At 43.9% G+C, this 19,017-nt stretch carries 33 protein-coding genes and 1 pseudogene; all 34 read left to right on the top strand.

Going from position 1 to position 19,017, the window contains the following annotated elements:
• Positions 1-504 precede the first annotated feature (504 nt).
• Positions 505-813 (top strand): 30S ribosomal protein S10, encoded by a 309-nt coding sequence (gene rpsJ, locus UB32_RS11435; protein ID WP_027322659.1) that lies wholly within the window; start codon positions 505-507, stop codon positions 811-813.
• A 38-nt stretch (positions 814-851) separates the two neighbouring features.
• A complete protein-coding gene (rplC, locus tag UB32_RS11430) occupies positions 852-1,481 on the top strand; it encodes a 50S ribosomal protein L3 (protein ID WP_044393912.1) in 630 nt (209 codons plus the stop codon).
• A gap of 26 nt (positions 1,482-1,507) precedes the next feature.
• Positions 1,508-2,131 carry a 50S ribosomal protein L4 gene (gene rplD, locus UB32_RS11425; RefSeq protein ID WP_044393910.1) on the top strand — a complete coding sequence of 208 codons (624 nt, stop codon included), beginning with the start codon at positions 1,508-1,510 and terminating at the stop codon, positions 2,129-2,131.
• Positions 2,131-2,415: a 50S ribosomal protein L23 gene (rplW, locus tag UB32_RS11420; RefSeq protein ID WP_044393909.1), complete on the top strand. Its 285-nt coding sequence runs from the start codon at positions 2,131-2,133 to the stop codon at positions 2,413-2,415. Before rplD ends, rplW begins: the two co-directional genes overlap by 1 nt.
• A gap of 28 nt (positions 2,416-2,443) precedes the next feature.
• Entirely contained in the window at positions 2,444-3,274 is an 831-nt protein-coding gene (rplB, locus tag UB32_RS11415) for a 50S ribosomal protein L2 (protein ID WP_044393906.1), read from the top strand.
• 57 nt (positions 3,275-3,331) lie between these two features.
• Entirely contained in the window at positions 3,332-3,610 is a 279-nt protein-coding gene (gene rpsS, locus UB32_RS11410) for a 30S ribosomal protein S19 (RefSeq protein WP_044393904.1), read from the top strand.
• An 18-nt stretch (positions 3,611-3,628) separates the two neighbouring features.
• Entirely contained in the window at positions 3,629-3,970 is a 342-nt protein-coding gene (gene rplV, locus UB32_RS11405) for a 50S ribosomal protein L22 (RefSeq protein WP_044393903.1), read from the top strand.
• A gap of 3 nt (positions 3,971-3,973) precedes the next feature.
• Positions 3,974-4,630 carry a 30S ribosomal protein S3 gene (gene rpsC / locus UB32_RS11400; protein ID WP_044393902.1) on the top strand — a complete coding sequence of 219 codons (657 nt, stop codon included), beginning with the start codon at positions 3,974-3,976 and terminating at the stop codon, positions 4,628-4,630.
• Position 4,631: 1 nt separating this feature from the next.
• Complete coding sequence (gene rplP, locus UB32_RS11395) at positions 4,632-5,066, top strand: 50S ribosomal protein L16 (protein ID WP_044393901.1); 435 nt, start codon at positions 4,632-4,634, stop codon at positions 5,064-5,066.
• On the top strand, positions 5,056-5,256 hold the full coding sequence (gene rpmC, locus UB32_RS11390; RefSeq protein WP_023626422.1) for a 50S ribosomal protein L29: 201 nt from the start codon (positions 5,056-5,058) through the stop codon (positions 5,254-5,256). Before rplP ends, rpmC begins: the two co-directional genes overlap by 11 nt.
• 19 nt (positions 5,257-5,275) lie before the next feature.
• Positions 5,276-5,539 carry a 30S ribosomal protein S17 gene (gene rpsQ, locus UB32_RS11385; protein ID WP_044393900.1) on the top strand — a complete coding sequence of 88 codons (264 nt, stop codon included), beginning with the start codon at positions 5,276-5,278 and terminating at the stop codon, positions 5,537-5,539.
• Positions 5,540-5,579: 40 nt separating this feature from the next.
• A complete protein-coding gene (gene rplN / locus UB32_RS11380) occupies positions 5,580-5,948 on the top strand; it encodes a 50S ribosomal protein L14 (RefSeq protein ID WP_044393899.1) in 369 nt (122 codons plus the stop codon).
• Positions 5,949-5,982: 34 nt separating this feature from the next.
• Positions 5,983-6,294, top strand: a complete 312-nt coding sequence (rplX, locus tag UB32_RS11375; RefSeq protein ID WP_044393898.1) for a 50S ribosomal protein L24 — start codon at positions 5,983-5,985, stop codon at positions 6,292-6,294.
• Between the two features lie 26 nt (positions 6,295-6,320).
• A complete protein-coding gene (gene rplE, locus UB32_RS11370) occupies positions 6,321-6,860 on the top strand; it encodes a 50S ribosomal protein L5 (RefSeq protein ID WP_044393896.1) in 540 nt (179 codons plus the stop codon).
• Positions 6,861-6,885: 25 nt separating this feature from the next.
• Positions 6,886-7,071 carry a type Z 30S ribosomal protein S14 gene (locus UB32_RS19470; protein WP_084221810.1) on the top strand — a complete coding sequence of 62 codons (186 nt, stop codon included), beginning with the start codon at positions 6,886-6,888 and terminating at the stop codon, positions 7,069-7,071.
• 30 nt (positions 7,072-7,101) lie between these two features.
• Complete coding sequence (gene rpsH / locus UB32_RS11365) at positions 7,102-7,500, top strand: 30S ribosomal protein S8 (protein ID WP_044393894.1); 399 nt, start codon at positions 7,102-7,104, stop codon at positions 7,498-7,500.
• A 32-nt stretch (positions 7,501-7,532) separates the two neighbouring features.
• Positions 7,533-8,069, top strand: coding sequence for a 50S ribosomal protein L6 (gene rplF, locus UB32_RS11360; protein ID WP_044393892.1), 537 nt, complete (start codon positions 7,533-7,535; stop codon positions 8,067-8,069).
• Between the two features lie 32 nt (positions 8,070-8,101).
• Complete coding sequence (gene rplR / locus UB32_RS11355) at positions 8,102-8,461, top strand: 50S ribosomal protein L18 (protein WP_044393890.1); 360 nt, start codon at positions 8,102-8,104, stop codon at positions 8,459-8,461.
• A gap of 23 nt (positions 8,462-8,484) precedes the next feature.
• A complete protein-coding gene (gene rpsE, locus UB32_RS11350; RefSeq protein ID WP_044393888.1) occupies positions 8,485-8,985 on the top strand; it encodes a 30S ribosomal protein S5 in 501 nt (166 codons plus the stop codon).
• A gap of 13 nt (positions 8,986-8,998) precedes the next feature.
• Entirely contained in the window at positions 8,999-9,181 is a 183-nt protein-coding gene (gene rpmD / locus UB32_RS11345) for a 50S ribosomal protein L30 (RefSeq protein ID WP_044393886.1), read from the top strand.
• Between the two features lie 31 nt (positions 9,182-9,212).
• Entirely contained in the window at positions 9,213-9,653 is a 441-nt protein-coding gene (gene rplO / locus UB32_RS11340) for a 50S ribosomal protein L15 (RefSeq protein WP_044393884.1), read from the top strand.
• On the top strand, positions 9,653-10,948 hold the full coding sequence (gene secY / locus UB32_RS11335) for a preprotein translocase subunit SecY (protein ID WP_044393882.1): 1,296 nt from the start codon (positions 9,653-9,655) through the stop codon (positions 10,946-10,948). Before rplO ends, secY begins: the two co-directional genes overlap by 1 nt.
• A gap of 55 nt (positions 10,949-11,003) precedes the next feature.
• A complete protein-coding gene (locus UB32_RS11330) occupies positions 11,004-11,657 on the top strand; it encodes an adenylate kinase (RefSeq protein WP_044393880.1) in 654 nt (217 codons plus the stop codon).
• Positions 11,654-12,433, top strand: coding sequence for a type I methionyl aminopeptidase (gene map / locus UB32_RS11325; RefSeq protein ID WP_044393878.1), 780 nt, complete (start codon positions 11,654-11,656; stop codon positions 12,431-12,433). The genes UB32_RS11330 and map overlap by 4 nt, the downstream gene beginning before the upstream one ends.
• 184 nt (positions 12,434-12,617) lie before the next feature.
• Entirely contained in the window at positions 12,618-12,836 is a 219-nt protein-coding gene (gene infA / locus UB32_RS11320) for a translation initiation factor IF-1 (protein ID WP_009791305.1), read from the top strand.
• Positions 12,837-12,870: 34 nt separating this feature from the next.
• Positions 12,871-12,984, top strand: a complete 114-nt coding sequence (rpmJ, locus tag UB32_RS11315; RefSeq protein WP_003156543.1) for a 50S ribosomal protein L36 — start codon at positions 12,871-12,873, stop codon at positions 12,982-12,984.
• A 23-nt stretch (positions 12,985-13,007) separates the two neighbouring features.
• Positions 13,008-13,373 carry a 30S ribosomal protein S13 gene (gene rpsM / locus UB32_RS11310; protein WP_044393874.1) on the top strand — a complete coding sequence of 122 codons (366 nt, stop codon included), beginning with the start codon at positions 13,008-13,010 and terminating at the stop codon, positions 13,371-13,373.
• 24 nt (positions 13,374-13,397) lie between these two features.
• A complete protein-coding gene (gene rpsK / locus UB32_RS11305; RefSeq protein ID WP_044393872.1) occupies positions 13,398-13,787 on the top strand; it encodes a 30S ribosomal protein S11 in 390 nt (129 codons plus the stop codon).
• A 176-nt stretch (positions 13,788-13,963) separates the two neighbouring features.
• Positions 13,964-14,908 carry a DNA-directed RNA polymerase subunit alpha gene (locus UB32_RS11300; RefSeq protein ID WP_044393870.1) on the top strand — a complete coding sequence of 315 codons (945 nt, stop codon included), beginning with the start codon at positions 13,964-13,966 and terminating at the stop codon, positions 14,906-14,908.
• 77 nt (positions 14,909-14,985) lie between these two features.
• Positions 14,986-15,348, top strand: coding sequence for a 50S ribosomal protein L17 (rplQ, locus tag UB32_RS11295; protein ID WP_044393868.1), 363 nt, complete (start codon positions 14,986-14,988; stop codon positions 15,346-15,348).
• Between the two features lie 386 nt (positions 15,349-15,734).
• On the top strand, positions 15,735-16,574 hold the full coding sequence (locus UB32_RS11290) for an energy-coupling factor ABC transporter ATP-binding protein (RefSeq protein ID WP_044393866.1): 840 nt from the start codon (positions 15,735-15,737) through the stop codon (positions 16,572-16,574).
• Positions 16,550-17,419, top strand: a complete 870-nt coding sequence (locus tag UB32_RS11285; RefSeq protein ID WP_044393864.1) for an energy-coupling factor ABC transporter ATP-binding protein — start codon at positions 16,550-16,552, stop codon at positions 17,417-17,419. Before UB32_RS11290 ends, UB32_RS11285 begins: the two co-directional genes overlap by 25 nt.
• Positions 17,416-18,213 carry an energy-coupling factor transporter transmembrane component T family protein gene (locus UB32_RS11280; protein ID WP_044393862.1) on the top strand — a complete coding sequence of 266 codons (798 nt, stop codon included), beginning with the start codon at positions 17,416-17,418 and terminating at the stop codon, positions 18,211-18,213. The genes UB32_RS11285 and UB32_RS11280 overlap by 4 nt, the downstream gene beginning before the upstream one ends.
• Before the next feature lie 5 nt (positions 18,214-18,218).
• Positions 18,219-18,953, top strand: a pseudogene (gene truA / locus UB32_RS11275) (tRNA pseudouridine(38-40) synthase TruA); the annotation flags it as partial.
• Positions 18,954-19,017 lie beyond the last annotated feature (64 nt).

Genomic DNA, 19,017 nt, shown 5'->3' with positions numbered 1-19,017 from the left:
AGAGAAATATGTGCCCGATAAAGAGTGAAAGAGAAGCTCAGGGTCACATAAAAGAGAAATATGTGCCCGATAAAGAGCGAAAGAGAAACAGACGGTCACATATTAAGAAAGCAACATGTATAAAACGGAAAGAAAAGATCAAGCTCACGTTTGAGGTGATTTTTTCAAAAAGCAAAGTCACGCTAGTTTCTTCTATATATAAATGTATATCCTCCCATGATACAAAAGGAATATTTTTCACCACGTCCAAATAGTTAGAATTCTCTTCCCCCACTTGTAAAATCCCATTGCGCTCGCTATAATAGTAAAAGTGTGTTAAACATAAAGAAAAGCAGAAATTAATGTTGCGTTTGATTTATGTTTTATGTATAATAGACAATGTTGGTCTTTGACTGCGATGATGCGAAAGGTTGCTGACACACCCGGCCGCTTTGCCATGGCGAGTGTGTGGGAAATTTTCGCGGAGAATGTCTATTTTAAAATAGGCGAAAAGGAGGGAAAGTAATGGCAAAACAAAAAATTCGTATCCGTTTGAAAGCTTATGATCACAGGATTCTTGATCAATCTGCAGAGAAAATTGTTGAAACTGCGAAACGTTCTGGTGCGGCAGTGTCTGGTCCAATCCCACTACCTACAGAGAAGACTATTTACACAATTCTTCGTGCGGTGCATAAGTACAAGGATTCTCGTGAACAGTTCGAAATGCGTACGCATAAGCGTCTGATTGACATCATCAATCCGACTCCGCAAACGGTCGATTCACTAATGCGTTTAGACCTGCCATCAGGTGTAGATATCGAAATCAAACTTTAATCAATAAACCATTATAATTCACAGGAGGTGTGACTGAAATGACCAAAGGAATCTTAGGTAGAAAGATCGGTATGACTCAAGTATTTGCTGAAAATGGTGACCTTATCCCGGTTACTGTGGTAGAAGCTTCTCCAAACGTAGTGCTTCAAGTGAAATCTGCTGAGACAGATGGCTACGAGGCAATTCAGCTTGGCTTTGAAGACAAGCGCGAAAAGCTTTCTAACAAACCGCAAAAAGGCCACGTTTTAAAAGCAAACACTGCTCCTAAGCGCTTCGTAAAGGAATTCAACGAAGTCGAAGCAGCAGGATATGAAGTTGGTCAGGAAGTCAAAGTTGATATTTTCGCTGAAGGCGATATCGTAGATGTTACAGGAATCTCAAAAGGGAAAGGTTTCCAAGGTGCGATCAAGCGTCACGGACAATCTCGCGGACCAATGGCTCACGGTTCTCGTTACCACCGCCGCCCTGGTTCAATGGGTCCCGTTGCTCCAAACCGTGTATTCAAAGGTAAATTATTGCCTGGACGCATGGGTGGAGAACAGATCACTGTTCAAAATCTGCAAATCGTTAAAGTGGACGCGGAACGCAATCTTCTTTTAATCAAAGGAAACGTTCCAGGTGCTAGGAAAGCCCTTCTAAAAATCAAAACTGCTGTAAAAGCGAAGTAATTTTTACAGGAAAGGAGGAAACAAGAATGCCTAAAGTAGCATTATTCAACCAAGCTGGTTCACAAGTTGGAGAAATCGAACTTAATGATTCAGTATTTGGTATTGAGCCTAATAACCACGTATTGTTCGAAGCAGTAGTCATGCAGAGAGCTTCATTGCGTCAGGGAACTCATAAAACGAAAATTCGTTCTGAAGTAGCGGGCGGTGGACGTAAGCCGTGGAAACAAAAAGGAACTGGACGTGCGCGTCAAGGATCGATCCGTTCTCCACAATGGCGCGGAGGCGGTACTGTATTTGGACCTGTTCCACGTAGCTACAGCTATAAATTACCTAAAAAGGTTCGCCGTTTGGCAATCAAATCTGCTTTATCATCAAAAGTGCAAGCTGAGAACATCCTTGTTCTTGAAAGCCTAGCTTTCGAAGCTCCAAAGACAAAGGAATTCAAAAGTGTGCTAAGTGGTCTTTCTGTTAATACGAAAGCATTGATTGTAACAGCAAGTCTTGAAGAAAACGTTGCATTGTCTGCACGTAATATTCCTGGAGTAACAGTTGTTACTGCTGATGGAATCAACGTTTTAGATGTTTTAAATCATGATAAGCTGATCATGACAAAAGCAGCTGTTGAAAAAGTAGAGGAGGTGCTTGCATAATGGATGCACGTGATATCATTAAGCGCCCCGTAATAACAGAACGCTCTTCCGATTTAATGGCTGAGAAAAAATACACTTTCGAAGTTGATACAAGAGCGAACAAGACTCAAGTGAAAGACGCAATCCAAACTATTTTCGGCGTTAACGTTGAAAAAGTTAACATCATGAACTACAAAGGTAAGTTCAAGCGTATGGGCAAATTCGGCGGTTATACAAACAAACGTCGTAAAGCAATCGTTAAACTTACTCAAGACAGCAAAGAAATCGAATTCTTCGAAGTATAGAATCTAATAAGAAGAGGAGGGAAACGAAATGGCGATTAAAAAGTACAAACCTACCTCCAACGGTCGTCGTAATATGACAGCATCTGATTTTGCTGAAATTACAACTGACAAGCCGGAAAAATCCTTGCTTGCTCCGTTGCACAGAAAAGGCGGTCGTAACAACCAGGGTAAGTTAACTGTTCGTCATCAAGGTGGCGGCCATAAGCGTCAGTACAGAATCATTGATTTCAAACGTACAAAAGATGGCATTCCAGGACGCGTTGCCACGATTGAGTATGATCCAAACCGTTCAGCAAACATTGCGTTAATTAATTATGTAGATGGTGAAAAGAGATACATCCTTGCTCCTAAAAACCTAGAGGTAGGCATGGAAGTTATGTCCGGCACAACAGCTGACATTAAAGTAGGGAACGCTCTTCCACTAGCTAATATCCCAGTTGGTACAGTCGTACACAACATCGAGTTGAAGCCTGGCAAAGGCGGACAATTGGTTCGTTCTGCTGGAACTTCTGCACAGGTTCTTGGTAAAGAAGGCAAGTATGTATTGATTCGTTTGAACTCAGGCGAAGTGCGTATGATCCTTGCTGAGTGCCGTGCTACTATTGGTCAAGTCGGCAACGAACAGCACGAATTGATCAACATCGGGAAAGCAGGTCGTAATCGTTGGTTAGGCAAGCGCCCAACAGTTCGTGGATCTGTCATGAACCCTAATGATCACCCACACGGTGGTGGTGAAGGACGCTCTCCAATCGGACGTAAATCACCAATGTCTCCATGGGGCAAACCGACTCTTGGTTACAAAACTCGTACGAAGAAAAATAAGTCCGACAAGTTTATTGTACGTCGTCGTAAAAAATAACGGGATTGAGCTACGGTTCGCGGGAACCGTAGGACAATCACGAAGGGAGGTTCAATCATGGGTCGAAGCTTAAAAAAAGGACCTTTTGTCGATGAGCACTTAATCACAAAGATCGAAAAGTTAAATGAAACTGAAGGCAAGAAAGTTGTTAAAACTTGGTCTCGCCGTTCTACGATCTTCCCACAATTCATCGGACACACGATTGCTGTCTATGATGGTCGCAAACATGTACCTGTTTATGTCACTGAAGACATGGTAGGCCACAAGCTTGGAGAATTCGCTCCAACTCGTACTTACAAAGGTCATGGGAATGACGATAAGAAAACAAGACGTTAATGAGAGGAGGGCATCCAAATGCAAGCAAAAGCTGTTGCTAGAACAGTTCGTATTGCTGCTCGTAAAGCTCGCTTAGTTCTAGATTTAATTCGAGGAAAGCAAGTTGGTGAAGCAGTTGCTATCTTAAACCTTACCCCAAAGGCAGCTTCTCCAATCGTAGAAAAAGTGTTGAAATCTGCATTGGCAAACGCAGAGCACAACTATGAAATGGATGTTAATAACCTTGTCGTAACCGAAGCGTACGCGAATGAAGGACCAACGTTGAAACGTTTCCGTCCACGTGCTATGGGACGTGCAAGTGCAATTAACAAACGTACTAGCCATATTACTATCGTTTTATCAGAAAAGAAGGAGGGATAATCAGTGGGTCAAAAAGTAAATCCAGTCGGTTTGCGTATCGGAATCATCCGTGATTGGGAATCAAAGTGGTACGCAGGCAAAGACTACGCTGATCTTTTACACGAAGACCTTAAAGTGCGTGAGTACATCACTAAGCGTTTACGCGATGCTTCTCTTTCTAAAGTGGAAATCGAGCGAGCTGCAAACCGCTTGAATGTAACTGTCCACACTGCGAAGCCAGGAATGGTAATCGGTAAAGGTGGTACAGAAGTGGAATCACTTCGTAAAGCGCTAAATGAACTAACAGGCAAACGTGTTCATATAAACATTCTTGAAATCAAAAGAGCTGATATCGAAGCGAAATTGGTTGCTGAAAACATCGCTCGCCAATTGGAAAACCGTGTTTCTTTCCGTCGTGCACAGAAGCAAGTTATCCAGCGTGCCATGCGTGCAGGCGCTAAAGGAATCAAGACAATGGTTTCCGGCCGTCTAGGCGGCGCAGACATCGCTCGTTCAGAACATTACAGCGAAGGAACAGTTCCACTTCATACTCTTCGTGCCGATATCGATTATGCTACTGCTGAAGCAGATACAACTTACGGTAAGCTAGGCGTTAAAGTATGGATTTATCGTGGAGAGGTCCTTCCAACGAAGAAGAAAACTGAGGAAGGAGGCAAATAATATGTTATTGCCTAAACGCGTTAAATATCGCCGTCAACACCGTGGCAAAATGCGCGGTCAAGCGAAAGGCGGTACTGAAGTAAACTTCGGTGAATATGGTTTACAGGCTCTTGAAGCTTCATGGATCACAAACCGTCAAATTGAAGCTGCCCGTATTGCAATGACTCGTTACATGAAACGTGGCGGTAAAGTCTGGATCAAAATCTTCCCTCACAAGCCATATACTGCAAAGCCTCTAGAAGTCCGAATGGGTTCTGGTAAAGGTGCTCCTGAAGGTTGGGTAGCAGTTGTTAAACCGGGGAAAATAATGTTCGAGGTAGCTGGCGTTTCTGAAGAAGTCGCACGCGAATCACTACGCCTTGCAGCACACAAGCTTCCTGTAAAGTGCAAGTTTGTTAAACGAGAAGAAATTGGTGGTGAATCTAATGAAAGCTAATGATATTCGTGACCTTACCACTGCTGAAATTGAACAAAAAGTAAAATCATTAAAAGAAGAGCTATTCAACCTGCGCTTTCAATTAGCGACTGGACAACTTGAAAACACAGCTCGAATCCGTGAAGTGCGCAAAGCGATTGCTCGCATGAAAACTGTAATTCGTGAACGAGAGATCGGCGTTAACAGATAATTGAGAGGAGGTTCTCACAATGAGTGAACGCAACCAACGCAAAGTTTATACTGGACGCGTAGTTTCTGACAAGATGGACAAAACAGTTACGGTTCTTGTCGAGACATACAAAAAGCATCCATTATACGGCAAGCGTGTGAAATACTCTAAGAAATTCAAAGCTCATGATGAGCAAAACGAGGCAAAAATCGGCGACGTAGTTCGTATCATGGAAACTCGTCCGCTATCTGCGACAAAACGTTTCCGCCTTGTAGAAGTAGTGGAAACAGCTGTTATTATTTAATTGTTCGGATTAAGGTTCATTCCGAAGGGAGGTTACTCGCATGATCCAACAGGAAACGCGTTTAAAAGTTGCTGATAATTCAGGTGCTCGTGAAGTGCTTACTATTAAAGTTCTAGGCGGTTCCGGCCGTAAGACTGCTAATATCGGAGACGTTATCGTATGCACAGTAAAACAAGCAACACCAGGTGGCGTTGTTAAAAAAGGCGACGTTGTCAGAGCGGTTATCGTTCGTACAAAAACTGGTATGCGTCGGACTGACGGCACTTATATTAAGTTTGACGAGAATGCTTGTGTCATCATCCGTGACGATAAGAGCCCTCGTGGCACTCGTATCTTCGGACCAGTTGCACGTGAGCTTCGTGATAACAACTTCATGAAGATCGTTTCATTAGCTCCAGAAGTACTATAATCAATTCCAAATGCCTTTAAGGAGGTGCACACAGATGCATGTAAAAAAAGGTGACAAAGTAATGGTCATCTCTGGTAAAGACAAAGGCAAATCAGGGATCATCCTTGAAGCTTATCCAAAGCAAAGCCGTGTTCTTGTAGAGGGAATTAACATCGTGAAAAAGCACGCAAAACCTTCTCAAGTGAATCCACAAGGTGGAATCTTGAACCAGGAAGCAGCTATTCATGTATCAAACGTAATGCCTATAGATCCGAAATCCGGTCAACCAACCCGAGTTGGTTACACTGTCGAAGACGGCAAGAAGGTACGCGTTGCGAAAAAATCCGGTGAAGTTCTAGATAAATAGTCTATTGAAGAAGGGAGGTACAATCGATGAACCGCCTAAAAGAAAAGTTTAACAATGAAATTACTCCTGCTCTTATGAGCAAGTTTAACTATAAGTCAATCATGGAAGTTCCTAGACTTGAAAAGATCGTAATCAACATGGGTGTAGGTGATGCTGTCGCCAACGCTAAAGCTCTTGATGTTGCAGTGGAGGAATTGGCAACGATCACTGGTCAAAAGCCAGTTGTGACTCGTGCAAAGAAATCAATCGCAGGCTTCCGTCTTCGTGAAGGAATGCCAATCGGTGCGAAAGTTACTCTTCGCGGTGTGCGCATGTACGAATTCATCGACAAGTTAATTTCAGTATCTTTGCCACGTGTACGTGACTTCCGCGGTATCTCCAAGAAGTCTTTCGATGGACGTGGAAACTACACACTTGGGGTTAAAGAACAATTAATCTTCCCTGAAATTGATTACGATAAAGTAAACAAAGTACGTGGCATGGACATTGTTATTGTAACGACTGCTAACTCTGACGAAGAAGCACGTGAACTATTAACCCAATTCGGAATGCCATTTCAAAAGTAATCTCTAATAAGAGGGAGGCGAAAACGTGGCTAAGAAATCAATGATTGCGAAACAAAAACGCACTCCTAAATACAAAGTACAAGAGTACACTCGCTGTGAGCGTTGCGGCCGTCCGCACTCTGTATACCGCAAATTTAGGCTTTGCCGTATTTGTTTCCGTGAATTAGCATACAAAGGACAAATTCCTGGTGTGAAAAAAGCTAGCTGGTAAAACTGAAAGCTTTGGAAGGAGGTAAATTAAATGGTCATGACAGATCCGATTGCAGACTTGCTAACTCGTATTCGTAACGCGAATATGGTTCGTCACGAAAAATTAGAAGTACCTGCTTCTAACATTAAAAAAGAAATCGCTGAGATCCTTAAACGTGAAGGTTTCGTGCGTGACGTTGAATATATCGAAGACAATAAGCAAGGTATCATCCGTATCTTCTTAAAGTACGGTGCAAACAACGAGCGTGTTATTACTGGTCTAAAAAGAATCAGTAAGCCTGGACTTCGCGTTTATGCAAAATCAACGGAAGTACCTCGTGTACTCAACGGTTTAGGTATCGCGCTAGTATCAACTTCAACTGGCGTTTTAACGGACAAAGAAGCTCGCGCTAAGCAAGTAGGCGGAGAAGTTTTAGCATACGTATGGTAATAGATTTTTCTGAATGAATGGAGGTGCAACAAATGTCACGCGTAGGGAAAAAACCAATTGAAATTCCAGCAGGTGTTACTGTAACTCTTGATAACCATCACGTAACAGTAAAAGGACCTAAAGGTGAATTGTCTCGTACTTTTCACGCTGATATCGAAATTAAGATTGAAGAGAATATAATCAACATTTCTCGTCCAACGGAGAACAAAGAACATCGTGCATTGCACGGAACAACTCGTGCGATTCTTGCCAACATGGTTGAGGGTGTATCGAATGGATTCGAAAGAGGCCTTGAACTAGTAGGTGTTGGTTACCGTGCCTCAAAACAAGGGAACAAACTCGTACTAAACGTTGGATACTCTCATCCGGTTGAAATCGAGGCAGAAAAAGGACTTGAAATTGAAGTCCCAACTAATACGAAGATCATTATCAAAGGAACGGATAAAGAGCGTGTTGGCGCATTGGCTGCTAACATCCGTGACGTACGTCCGCCAGAGCCTTACAAAGGCAAAGGAATTCGTTATGAAGGCGAATATGTACGCCGCAAAGAAGGTAAAACAGGTAAGTAATGCCGCATAGGTTAACGAAAGGAGTGACGTAAATGATTACGAAGGCTGATAAAAACGCTACTCGCCGGAAGAGACATGCTCGTGTACGTGCGAAACTTAGCGGAACTGAAGCTCGTCCTCGTCTAAATGTGTTTCGTTCTAACAAGCACATTTATGCTCAATTAATCGACGATGTAAACGGAGTAACTCTAGCGAGTGCTTCTACTTTAGATCAAGAAGTGAATGTTGAAAGCAATAACCTGGAAGCAGCAAAGAAAATCGGTGAATTAATCGCTAAACGTGCTGTAGAAAAAGGTTATAAATCTGTAGTATTTGACCGTGGCGGATACCTCTATCACGGACGCATCCAGACACTTGCAGATGCTGCCCGCGAAAACGGCTTAGAATTTTAATAGAAAAAGGAGGGACACAAAAGATGCTTCGTATTGATCCAAACAAACTTGAACTTGAAGAACGCGTGGTTACGATTAACCGTGTTGCGAAAGTTGTTAAAGGTGGACGCCGTTTCCGTTTCTCTGCTCTTGTAGTAGTAGGAGATAAAAACGGTCACGTCGGCATGGGTACTGGTAAAGCACAAGAAGTACCTGAAGCGATTCGCAAAGCTATCGAAGATGCGAAGAAAAACCTAATCCTAGTTCCTATGGTTGGTACTACCATTCCTCACGAAGTAATCGGACACTTTGGTGCTGGTGAAATCCTTCTGAAGCCTGCTTCTGAAGGTACTGGAGTTATTGCTGGCGGACCAGTTCGTGCGGTACTAGAATTAGCTGGTGTGGCGGATATCCTGTCTAAATCTCTAGGAACAAACACTCCAATCAACATGGTTCGAGCAACTTTAGAAGGTTTAACTCAACTTAAACGTGCAGAAGACGTAGCAAAACTACGCGGTAAATCTGTGGAAGAACTGTTAGGATAAGGAGGGAAATCAAATGGCTAACAAATTAGAAATTACCCTCACTCGCAGCCTGATCGGCCGTCCGCAAGATCAGCGCGAAACAGTTAAAGCACTTGGCTTACGCAAAATGAACCAAACAGTGGAGAAGGTTGATAATGCAGCGATGCGCGGCATGATCAACAAAATTTCTCACCTCGTAACAGTAACAGAAAAATAATTTTACCTTTTTAAAATAAGGAGGTGCCAACATGAAACTTCATGAATTAAAGCCTGCAGAGGGTTCCCGTAAAGAACGCAAGCGTCTTGGACGTGGAATCGGTTCTGGTCAAGGTAAAACTGCTGGTAAAGGTCATAAAGGTCAAAACGCTCGTTCCGGCGGCGGTGTTCGCCTTGGTTTTGAAGGCGGTCAAACGCCTTTATTCCGACGCTTGCCGAAACGCGGTTTCACGAACATCAACCGCAAAGAATACGCAGTTGTAAACCTAGATAGCCTGAACATATTCGAAGATGGAACAGAAGTAACTCCAGTACTTCTCATCGAAACAGGTCTTGTCAAGAAGGAACTAGCAGGTGTTAAGATCCTTGCTAAGGGAAGCCTTGAGAAGAAATTGACTGTTAAAGCTCATAAGTTTTCCACAGCAGCCGAGGAAGCAATCAAAGCTGCCGGCGGTCAAACTGAGGTGATTTAATGTTCCAGACAATCTCCAATTTTATGCGCGTGGGTGAAATTAGAAATAAAATTCTCTTCACCCTTTTAATGTTGATTGTATTTCGGCTTGGTACATTTATTCCTGTACCAAACGTAAATGCAGATATTTTGAAAGCACAGGATGACATGAGTGTCTTCGGAGTGCTGAACACATTTGGCGGCGGCGCACTAAAGAACTTCTCCATCTTTGCGATGGGAATCATGCCGTACATCACCGCTTCGATCATCATCCAGCTTTTGCAAATGGATGTTGTGCCAAAGTTTACGGAATGGTCTAAACAAGGAGAAGTCGGACGTCGCAAGTTAGCTCAGTTTACCCGCTATTTCACGATCGTTCTTGGTTTTATCCAGGCATTCGGTATGTCTTATGGTTTTAACAATATTTCAAGTGGCATGTTGATCGAAAATGCCGGCGTCACTTCCTACCTGATGATTGCCCTTGTTCTGACAGCTGGAACTGCATTCCTAATGTGGCTCGGTGAACAGATTACGGCAAAAGGTGTGGGAAATGGGATTTCGATCATTATCTTTGCAGGTATTGTTGCTGGAATTCCGACAATGGTCAATCAGATTTATGCACAGCAGTTCTCGGACGCTGGGGGAGCTCTGTTCCTCCGCATTGTAACTGTACTGCTGATTTTGGTTGCGGTTATTGCCATTATTGTTGGGGTTATTTTCATCCAACAGGCGACGCGTAAGATTCCGATTCAGTACGCTAAACGCATGAGTGCTGGAAACAATCCGGTTGGCGCACAGAACACCCACCTTCCTTTGAAAGTGAATGCGGCTGGTGTCATCCCGGTGATCTTCGCGATTTCGTTTGTCGTTACGCCTCCGACAATTGCTCAGTTCTTTGGCACGAATGATGTGACACTCTGGATTCAGAAGACGTTTGATTACACACAGCCGATCGGCATGACCGTCTACGTGGCGTTAATCATCGCCTTCACGTATTTCTATGCGTTTATCCAGGTCAATCCTGAACAAGTCGCCGATAACCTAAAGAAGCAGGGCGGATATGTTCCTGGCATACGCCCGGGAAAGAGCACACAGGAATACTTGACTAGAGTGCTATACCGCCTTACTTTGGTCGGTGCGCTTTTCCTTTCCGTAATCTCTGTGCTGCCAGTGTTTTTTATTAAAATTGCTGGTCTGCCGCAATCGGTACAGATTGGTGGAACGAGCTTGCTAATCGTAGTCGGCGTTGCGCTTGAAACGATGAAGCAGTTGGAAGCTCAACTTGTAAAACGCCATTATAAAGGCTTTATAAAATAAGATTTAGGGGACTTTTGTCCCTTGAATCCTTTAATAGAGACTGGGGGGAAATCTTGTGAATTTGGTTCTGATGGGGCTTCCGGGTGCCGGGAAGGGCACGCAAGCCGAAAAAATTGTTGGTAAATACAACATCCCTCATATCTCAACTGGAGATATGTTCCGTGGAGCGATCAAAGAAGGAACGGAACTTGGATTACAGGCAAAAGCATTTATGGATAAGGGAGAGCTGGTTCCTGATGACGTAACAATCGGGATTGTCCGTGAACGTTTAAGCAAAGAAGACTGTAAAAACGGATTCCTTCTTGACGGATTCCCGCGTACTGTTGCACAGGCTGAAGCGTTGGACAGCATGCTTTTCGATCTTGGCAAAAAAATTGATTATGTCATTAACATTGATGTAGATCAGAGCATCTTAATGGAACGATTGACAGGACGCAGAATTTGTAAAAACTGTGGCGCAACCTACCACCTCGTTTTCAATCCTCCTGCAAAGGAAGGCATTTGTGATCGTTGTGGGGGAGAACTTTACCAGCGTGCAGATGACAATGCAGAGACTGTTCAAAATCGTCTGGACGTTAATATCCAACAAGCAAAGCCTCTGTTCCACTTTTATGAAGAGAAGGGTTACTTACGCAATATCAACGGTCAGCAGGACATTGATGTCGTTTTTGCTGATATCGAGAAATTGCTTGGGGGCTTAAATGAATGATCATATTGAAAACCGCTCGTGAAATAGAAGTGATGCGGGAAGCAGGTCGCATAGTAGCGATGACGCACCAGGAGCTAAAGAAACAGATTGCGCCTGGCATTACAACAAAAGAGCTGGATGCAATTGCCGAGGATTTTATCCGAAAACAAGGTGCAACTCCTTCTTTTAAAGGTTATAATGGTTTTCGCGGCAGCATCTGTGCTTCCGTTAACGAAGAACTAGTTCACGGGATACCTGGAGATCGCGTTCTTAATGAAGGGGACATCATCAGCATTGATATCGGAGCAAAATACAACGGATACCACGGGGACTCCGCTTGGACTTACCCGGTTGGAAAGATTGATGAGCAAGCCCAGCGTCTTTTAGACGTGACAGAAGAGTCATTGTTCAAAGGACTGAAAGAAGCTAAGCCAGGGGAACATCTTTCGAACATCTCCCATGCAATTCAAACGTATGTTGAATCAGAAGGCTTTTCTATTGTTCGTGAGTATGTCGGCCATGGAATTGGGAAAGAATTGCATGAAGACCCGCAAATTCCTCATTACGGCCCTCCTAACAGAGGACCAAGGCTTAAGCCCGGAATGGTTTTGTGCATAGAACCAATGGTGAATGCTGGAAGCCGCTATGTGAATACGTTAGCCGATAATTGGACTGTGATAACAGTTGACGGTAAAATATGTGCTCATTTTGAGCATACGATTGCGATCACCGAAGTTGGTTATGAGATCTTAACCAAAGTAGAATCTGGTGCTCAGCCGTCTAATTCAGATATCTAGTCGATAAATAGGCAAAAATGAATTTTCTTTGCGGACGGGAAGCGACCTTTGTGTTATAATTATAAGGTTGAGTATTTTCACCTTTATTCTCGATGGCATGGGCTGTATCATAAATAGAAAAGTACTATTCCGCTATTGCGGACATGATTGAATACGTATTTGAATAAGGAAGGGAGACCAGTTTATGGCGAAAGATGATGTAATTGAAATTGAAGGCACAGTAATAGAAACTTTGCCGAATGCCATGTTTAAGGTAGAATTAGAGAATGGTCATACAGTGTTGGCTCATGTTTCCGGTAAAATCAGAATGCACTTCATTCGGATCCTGCCTGGAGACAAAGTAACAGTTGAGCTTTCTCCATATGATTTGACTCGCGGAAGAATTACTTACCGCTTTAAATAAACCGTGACTCCGTACTATCAAGGAGGTTAGAGTAATGAAAGTGAGACCATCTGTTAAGCCAATCTGTGAAAAGTGCAAAGTCATCCGCAGAAAAGGCAAAGTAATGGTGATCTGTGAAAACCCTAAACATAAACAAAAACAAGGTTAATATAAAAGGAGGTGCGCATCTAGATGGCACGTATTGCTGGTGTAGATATTCCACGTGAAAAACGTGTAGTTATTTCTTTAACTTATATTTTTGGAATCGGCAGACCCACTGCTGAGAAAGTACTTGCTGAAGCTGGTGTTTCTGAAGACACTCGCGTTCGCGACCTTACTGAAGATGAACTTAACAAAATCCGTGAGATCATCGACAAGTTAAAGGTTGAAGGTGACCTTCGACGTGAAGTTTCATTAAACATCAAACGTCTAATGGAGATCGGCTCATTCCGTGGCTTGCGTCATCGTCGTGGCTTGCCTGTTCGCGGACAAAACACGAAGAACAACGCACGTACTCGTAAAGGTCCTCGTAAGACTGTAGCTAACAAGAAAAAATAATCCGTAAAGGAGGGTAACATTTAAATGGCTCGTAAAACTAATACACGCAAACGCCGCGTCAAAAAGAATATTGAAAGTGGAGTTGCGCATATTCGTTCAACTTTCAACAATACTATCGTAACTATTACAGATGTACATGGCAATGCATTATCATGGTCTAGTGCTGGTGCGCTTGGTTTCAGGGGTTCACGTAAATCCACTCCATTTGCAGCACAAATGGCAGCTGAAGCTGCAGCTAAAACTTCTATGGAACATGGTCTGAAAACTCTAGAGGTAACTGTTAAAGGTCCAGGTGCAGGTCGTGAAGCAGCAATTCGTGCTCTTCAAGCTGCAGGTCTTGAAGTTACAGCTATTAGAGATGTAACTCCGGTTCCACATAACGGCTGCCGCCCGCCGAAACGTCGCCGTGTTTAATTTTTCTGTATAGAATTTGTACTCCTGTCAATAATGGGATATGATACAAATATTTTCTAGTTATACAGAAATCATTAATCCAGTTGTTGTGCACAAACGGGAACGTATACATGGGGGAATTTCGGTAAGGGAAAAAAACTGCCGGGGTTTCGACGTTTTGAAGGAGGGTATATTTGATGATCGAAATAGAAAAACCAAAAATCGAAACGGTTGAGATCAGCGATGATGCCAAATACGGCAAGTTTGTCGTAGAACCGCTTGAGCGTGGATATGGTACAACTTTGGGTAACTCCTTACGTCGTATCCTATTATCCTCACTCCCTGGTGCAGCTGTCACATCGATTCAGATCGATGGAGTACTTCATGAGTTCTCAACAATTGAAGGCGTCGTAGAAGATGTAACATCTATTATTCTAAATGTGAAAAAATTAGCTTTGAAAATCTACTCTGAGGAAGAGAAGACACTCGAAATTGATGTACAGGGCGAGGGTCCAATCACTGCTGCATCGATCACGCATGACAGTGATGTGGAAGTACTGAATCCTGATCTTCACATAGCTACTCTTTCAAGCAAGGGCTCCTTGCGTATGCGTCTGCATGCAAGAAGGGGACGCGGATACAATCCTGCTGACCAAAACAAGCGTGAAGACCAGCCGATCGGTGTCATTCCAATCGACTCTATTTATACGCCGGTTTCACGAGTATCTTATCAGGTAGAAAATACACGCGTAGGGCAAATGACGAATTATGACAAGCTGGTATTTGACGTATGGACAGACGGCAGCACTGGTCCTAAGGAAGCTATTGCACTAGGCTCAAAGATCCTGACTGAGCACTTGAATATTTTTGTCGGTCTGACTGATGAAGCTCAAAACGCTGAGATCATGGTAGAGAAAGAAGAAGACCAAAAAGAAAAAGTCCTTGAGATGACGATTGAGGAACTTGATCTTTCTGTTCGTTCATACAACTGCTTAAAGCGTGCTGGTATCAATACTGTTCAGGAGCTTGCTCACAAGACAGAAGAAGATATGATGAAAGTGCGGAATCTTGGCAGAAAATCGTTAGAAGAAGTGAAAGCGAAACTAGATGAGCTAGGCTTAGGCTTACGCAAGGATGACTAGGTTTTGATGAACTGGCCATTTTGCTGTCAGTCTGATCACTGCCGGCTCACGACTTCAACAAAGGAGGGAAACAACTCATGGGATACAGAAAGTTAGGACGCACAAGTGCCCAGCGTAAAGCAATGTTACGTGACTTAACAACAGATTTGATTATCAATGAGCGTATAGAAACAACTGAAACACGTGCGAAAGAGCTTCGTTCAGTTGTGGAAAAAATGATTACTCTTGGAAAGCGCGGAGACCTTCATGCTCGCCGTCAAGCAGCATCTTGGGTTCGCCACGAAGTTGCAAACGCTGAAACAAACCAGGATGCAGTTCAAAAACTATTCGCTGACATCGCACCTCGTTACACTGAGCGTCAAGGTGGATATACTCGTATCATGAAACTTGGACCACGCCGCGGTGATGGTGCACCAATGGTCATTATCGAGTTAGTTTAATACCATTAAACACTCGAGCAAGGGCGATGGACAGTTTATACAAACTTGTTTCATCCCCTTTTTTTCTTATATTCTTCCGAACATGAAAAAAAGCAGTACAAGCCAAAAACGAGCGTTATGATGCGCAGGCCAATGGAAAGAAGAGTTCACTTGCCCATCGGCTGGTTATTCCAGGGAACTTAAACCACTTTGGATCGGTGGCGGATTGATTTAGATTGATCGCGTACCGGAGCTGTTCTGCCTGACTCGTCTAGCTCATGCACTTCTCCCCAGTCCTTTAAGGACCGCACTTTGCGGATTTCCTCCGCGCGGGGAGAGGTGCAGGCTTTTTTTTTACAAAGGAAAATGAGAATAGATAGGATAGAAGAGTCGAGAGGAGGGCGGAGATGAGCAAACCACTAGTAACGATAGACGGCGTATCGTTCAGCTATGAGGGACAGCAGACGCCTGCACTAAAAAACATCACTTTTGATATTTTAGAAGGGGAATGGCTGGCGATTGTTGGTCATAATGGTTCGGGAAAATCGACGCTGGCCAAATTATTGAACGGACTTCAGTTTCCTCAGCAGGGAAAGATTGCGGTATGCGGAACAGAGCTGACTGAAGCGACAGTATGGGAAGTAAGGAAAAATGTTGGAATGGTCTTTCAAAATCCAGATAACCAGTTTGTTGGAACAACAGTAAGGGATGATGTGGCTTTTGGTCTGGAAAATCACGGTGTGCCGCGGGAGATAATGGTAGAGCGTGTACAGACTTCGCTTGATAAAGTCCAAATGGGAACCTTTCTGAATCAAGAGCCGCACCATCTATCGGGCGGCCAAAAACAGCGTGTTGCCATTGCAGGTGTGATTGCCTTGCAGCCGGCGATCATCATTTTGGACGAGGCAACATCGATGCTTGATCCGCGGGGACGTGCAGAAGTAATTGCCACAGTTCGTGAGCTGAAGGATCGGGAACATATAACTGTCATCTCCATAACCCATGACCTTGAGGAAGCTGCAAAGGCAGACAGGGTCATCGTCATGAACAAAGGTGAACTCTATCGAGAAGGAACTCCTGAACAGATTTTCGAGATGGATGAGGAGCTAGTTCAGCTTGGATTGGATATCCCCTTTCCGGTAAAAATGAGCAAGCTCCTACGTCATAAAGGCGTAGAACTTACGAAAACACATTTGACAGAAGAAGAGCTGGTGACAGAATTATGGACATCTCACTCAAAAATGTAGAATATCGATACCAGGCAGATTCTCCGTTTGAACATCTTGCCATTTCCGATGTTTCCATAGATATTCCTTCCGGGACATATCTTGCGATTATTGGGCATACTGGTTCAGGAAAGTCCACTGTTCTTCAGCATCTAAATGCACTGCTGAAACCAACGAAAGGCTCAGTTTTGATTGGCAGCCGGGAAATTAAGGCAGGACGGAAGGACAAGAACTTGAAAAGCATTCGTGAAAACGTTGGCATTGTTTTCCAGTTTCCAGAGCATCAGTTATTCGAAGAGACAGTAGAAAAGGATATCATGTTTGGCCCAATGAATTTTGGGGTTTCTGAATCGGACGCAAAAGCTCGTGCAAAAGAGGCGCTCCAATTAGTTGGATTGCCTGAAGACATCCTTGAAAAATCGCCCTTTGACCTCTCAGGCGGTCAGATGCGGCGCGTGGCCATCGCGGGTGTGCTGGCAATGGAGCCAGATGTCCTCGTTCTCGACGAGCCGACTGCAGGGTTAGATCCGCGTGGACGAAAAGAAATTATGGACTTATTTTATACTCTTCATAAAAAAAGAAATCTATCGACCGTTCTTGTCACTCATAGTATGGAGGATGCTGCCAAGTATGCGGATGAAATAGTCGTCATGCATCAGGGCAAGGTTTTGACAAAGGGGACACCTGAGCAGATTTTTTCTGATCCAGTCGCATTAATAGAGCTTGGGCTCGATGTACCCGAAGTTATTGGCCTGCAGTTAAAAATAGAAGAAACTTTTCATACAAAATTCAGTAAGATCAGCCTTTCAGAAAGAGAGCTCGCCGAAATGATTGCAGAGTTCTTGAGAGGAGGCGGTCAAAGATGATGGAAAAAATGATTTTTGGCCGTTATGTGCCGGGCGAATCACTGCTTCACCGGATGGATCCGCGTTCGAAGCTGATTATCGTCTTCTTGTTTGTCATTGTTGTATTCATTGCCAATAATGTGCCAACCTATGCTGTGCTGGCGGCATACACTTTCCTGATGGTAGGATTGTCGCGGATTCCGTTACGGTTCTTGTATGGAGGACTGAAGCCGGTGTTTTTACTGGTGTTCTTTACATTCCTGCTCCATATCTTCATGACGAAGGAAGGTCCTATTATCCTGGAGCTTGGGTGGCTGAAAATTTATGAAGAAGGCCTCAGGCAGGGGATTTTTATCTCGCTCAGATTTTTGCTGTTGATTCTCGTGACGTCGCTTTTGACTTTGACGACGACGCCAATCGAAATTACCGACGGACTTGAGACATTGCTGAATCCATTAAAAAAATGGAAATTTCCAGTTCATGAGCTTGCTTTGATGATGTCGATTTCGTTGAGATTTATTCCAACACTCATGCAGGAAACCGATAAAATCATGAAGGCCCAGACGGCACGAGGCGTAGAGTATAACAGCGGCCCTGTCAAAGAGCGGATCAAGGCGATCATTCCTTTGCTTATCCCGTTGTTTATCAGCTCCTTTAAGCGGGCGGAGGAGCTTGCTGTCGCAATGGAAGCAAGGGGCTACAAGGGCGGCGAAGGACGAACAAAGTACCGTCAGTTGGCGTGGGGCATGGTCGATACCGCAATGCTTCTCTTTCTTGGAGCCGTCACCGTTCTATTATTCGTTTTAAGAGGGTAAATAGTATGCAAAGAATCAAATGTATTATTTCTTACGATGGCACCGGTTTTTCAGGCTATCAAGTACAGCCTGGCAAAAGAACGGTCCAAGGTGAGCTTGAAAAGGTACTGGAGAAACTAGAAAAAGGGCGAAACATAAGAGTGAGTGCATCAGGTCGTACAGATGCAGGAGTCCATGCCCGCGGCCAGGTGATTCATTTTGATACAACACTCGAAATGGAGCCATCCAGATGGCAAATCGCGCTCCATTCGCTGCTGCCAAATGATATCGCTGTCTGTGCAGTGGAATTAACAAGGCCTGATTTTCATGCCCGCTTTGATACAATCGGCAAGGAGTACCGATACTTTCTATTGCTGTCAAAGCATCGCGATCCCTTTCAGCGGAATTATGCTTACCAATTTCCATATGAATTAGATTATGAGGCAATGCGGACAGCTGGCAAACTGTTGCTGGGGACGCATGATTTCACTAGTTTTTGCTCGGCCAAAACCGAAGTAAAAGACCGGGTCAGGACTTTGCAGGAAATGGATCTTTTCGAAGAGAACGGACTGCTTGTATTTCGGTTCACAGGAGATGGCTTCCTTTACAATATGGTAAGAATCCTCGTCGGAACCTTGCTAGAGGTCGGAACGGGCAGAAGGGATGCCAACAGCATGCCTCAGCTGTTGGAGGCCCGTGACCGTACATTGGCAGGCAAGACTGCACCTGGACACGGTTTATTCTTGTGGAATGTTTTTTACAGATTTTCCGAACGGGAAAGCCCACTACGGTGCGATAGCACCCCCTTTAGGGGTGGGATGAGAG

Source organism: Mesobacillus subterraneus (genome assembly GCF_000934845.1).
In the GTDB taxonomy this organism is placed as follows: Bacteria; Bacillota; Bacilli; order Bacillales; family Cytobacillaceae; genus Mesobacillus; species Mesobacillus stamsii.
Note: the sequence above shows the minus strand (reverse complement) of the source record. Positions and strands in the feature narration are given on the sequence as shown.

What these genes read in the sequence shown, in the direction of transcription:
- infA (WP_009791305.1), top strand. Translation starts at nt 12,618, where the DNA reads ATGGCGAAAGATGATGTAATTGAAATTGAAGGCACAGTAATAGAAACT.
- rplF (WP_044393892.1), top strand. Translation starts at nt 7,533, where the DNA reads ATGTCACGCGTAGGGAAAAAACCAATTGAAATTCCAGCAGGTGTTACT.
- rplW (WP_044393909.1), top strand. Translation starts at nt 2,131, where the DNA reads ATGGATGCACGTGATATCATTAAGCGCCCCGTAATAACAGAACGCTCT.
- rplN (WP_044393899.1), top strand. Translation starts at nt 5,580, where the DNA reads ATGATCCAACAGGAAACGCGTTTAAAAGTTGCTGATAATTCAGGTGCT.
- UB32_RS11300 (WP_044393870.1), top strand. Translation starts at nt 13,964, where the DNA reads ATGATCGAAATAGAAAAACCAAAAATCGAAACGGTTGAGATCAGCGAT.
- UB32_RS11290 (WP_044393866.1), top strand. Translation starts at nt 15,735, where the DNA reads ATGAGCAAACCACTAGTAACGATAGACGGCGTATCGTTCAGCTATGAG.
- rplC (WP_044393912.1), top strand. Translation starts at nt 852, where the DNA reads ATGACCAAAGGAATCTTAGGTAGAAAGATCGGTATGACTCAAGTATTT.
- rpsH (WP_044393894.1), top strand. Translation starts at nt 7,102, where the DNA reads ATGGTCATGACAGATCCGATTGCAGACTTGCTAACTCGTATTCGTAAC.
- UB32_RS11280 (WP_044393862.1), top strand. Translation starts at nt 17,416, where the DNA reads ATGATGGAAAAAATGATTTTTGGCCGTTATGTGCCGGGCGAATCACTG.
- rplQ (WP_044393868.1), top strand. Translation starts at nt 14,986, where the DNA reads ATGGGATACAGAAAGTTAGGACGCACAAGTGCCCAGCGTAAAGCAATG.
- rpsJ (WP_027322659.1), top strand. Translation starts at nt 505, where the DNA reads ATGGCAAAACAAAAAATTCGTATCCGTTTGAAAGCTTATGATCACAGG.
- rpmC (WP_023626422.1), top strand. Translation starts at nt 5,056, where the DNA reads ATGAAAGCTAATGATATTCGTGACCTTACCACTGCTGAAATTGAACAA.
- rplB (WP_044393906.1), top strand. Translation starts at nt 2,444, where the DNA reads ATGGCGATTAAAAAGTACAAACCTACCTCCAACGGTCGTCGTAATATG.
- rpsE (WP_044393888.1), top strand. Translation starts at nt 8,485, where the DNA reads ATGCTTCGTATTGATCCAAACAAACTTGAACTTGAAGAACGCGTGGTT.
- rpsS (WP_044393904.1), top strand. Translation starts at nt 3,332, where the DNA reads ATGGGTCGAAGCTTAAAAAAAGGACCTTTTGTCGATGAGCACTTAATC.
- rplR (WP_044393890.1), top strand. Translation starts at nt 8,102, where the DNA reads ATGATTACGAAGGCTGATAAAAACGCTACTCGCCGGAAGAGACATGCT.
- rpmD (WP_044393886.1), top strand. Translation starts at nt 8,999, where the DNA reads ATGGCTAACAAATTAGAAATTACCCTCACTCGCAGCCTGATCGGCCGT.
- map (WP_044393878.1), top strand. Translation starts at nt 11,654, where the DNA reads ATGATCATATTGAAAACCGCTCGTGAAATAGAAGTGATGCGGGAAGCA.
- rpmJ (WP_003156543.1), top strand. Translation starts at nt 12,871, where the DNA reads ATGAAAGTGAGACCATCTGTTAAGCCAATCTGTGAAAAGTGCAAAGTC.
- rpsK (WP_044393872.1), top strand. Translation starts at nt 13,398, where the DNA reads ATGGCTCGTAAAACTAATACACGCAAACGCCGCGTCAAAAAGAATATT.
- rplE (WP_044393896.1), top strand. Translation starts at nt 6,321, where the DNA reads ATGAACCGCCTAAAAGAAAAGTTTAACAATGAAATTACTCCTGCTCTT.
- UB32_RS11285 (WP_044393864.1), top strand. Translation starts at nt 16,550, where the DNA reads ATGGACATCTCACTCAAAAATGTAGAATATCGATACCAGGCAGATTCT.
- rplO (WP_044393884.1), top strand. Translation starts at nt 9,213, where the DNA reads ATGAAACTTCATGAATTAAAGCCTGCAGAGGGTTCCCGTAAAGAACGC.
- rplV (WP_044393903.1), top strand. Translation starts at nt 3,629, where the DNA reads ATGCAAGCAAAAGCTGTTGCTAGAACAGTTCGTATTGCTGCTCGTAAA.
- rplP (WP_044393901.1), top strand. Translation starts at nt 4,632, where the DNA reads ATGTTATTGCCTAAACGCGTTAAATATCGCCGTCAACACCGTGGCAAA.
- secY (WP_044393882.1), top strand. Translation starts at nt 9,653, where the DNA reads ATGTTCCAGACAATCTCCAATTTTATGCGCGTGGGTGAAATTAGAAAT.
- rpsQ (WP_044393900.1), top strand. Translation starts at nt 5,276, where the DNA reads ATGAGTGAACGCAACCAACGCAAAGTTTATACTGGACGCGTAGTTTCT.
- rplD (WP_044393910.1), top strand. Translation starts at nt 1,508, where the DNA reads ATGCCTAAAGTAGCATTATTCAACCAAGCTGGTTCACAAGTTGGAGAA.
- rpsM (WP_044393874.1), top strand. Translation starts at nt 13,008, where the DNA reads ATGGCACGTATTGCTGGTGTAGATATTCCACGTGAAAAACGTGTAGTT.
- rplX (WP_044393898.1), top strand. Translation starts at nt 5,983, where the DNA reads ATGCATGTAAAAAAAGGTGACAAAGTAATGGTCATCTCTGGTAAAGAC.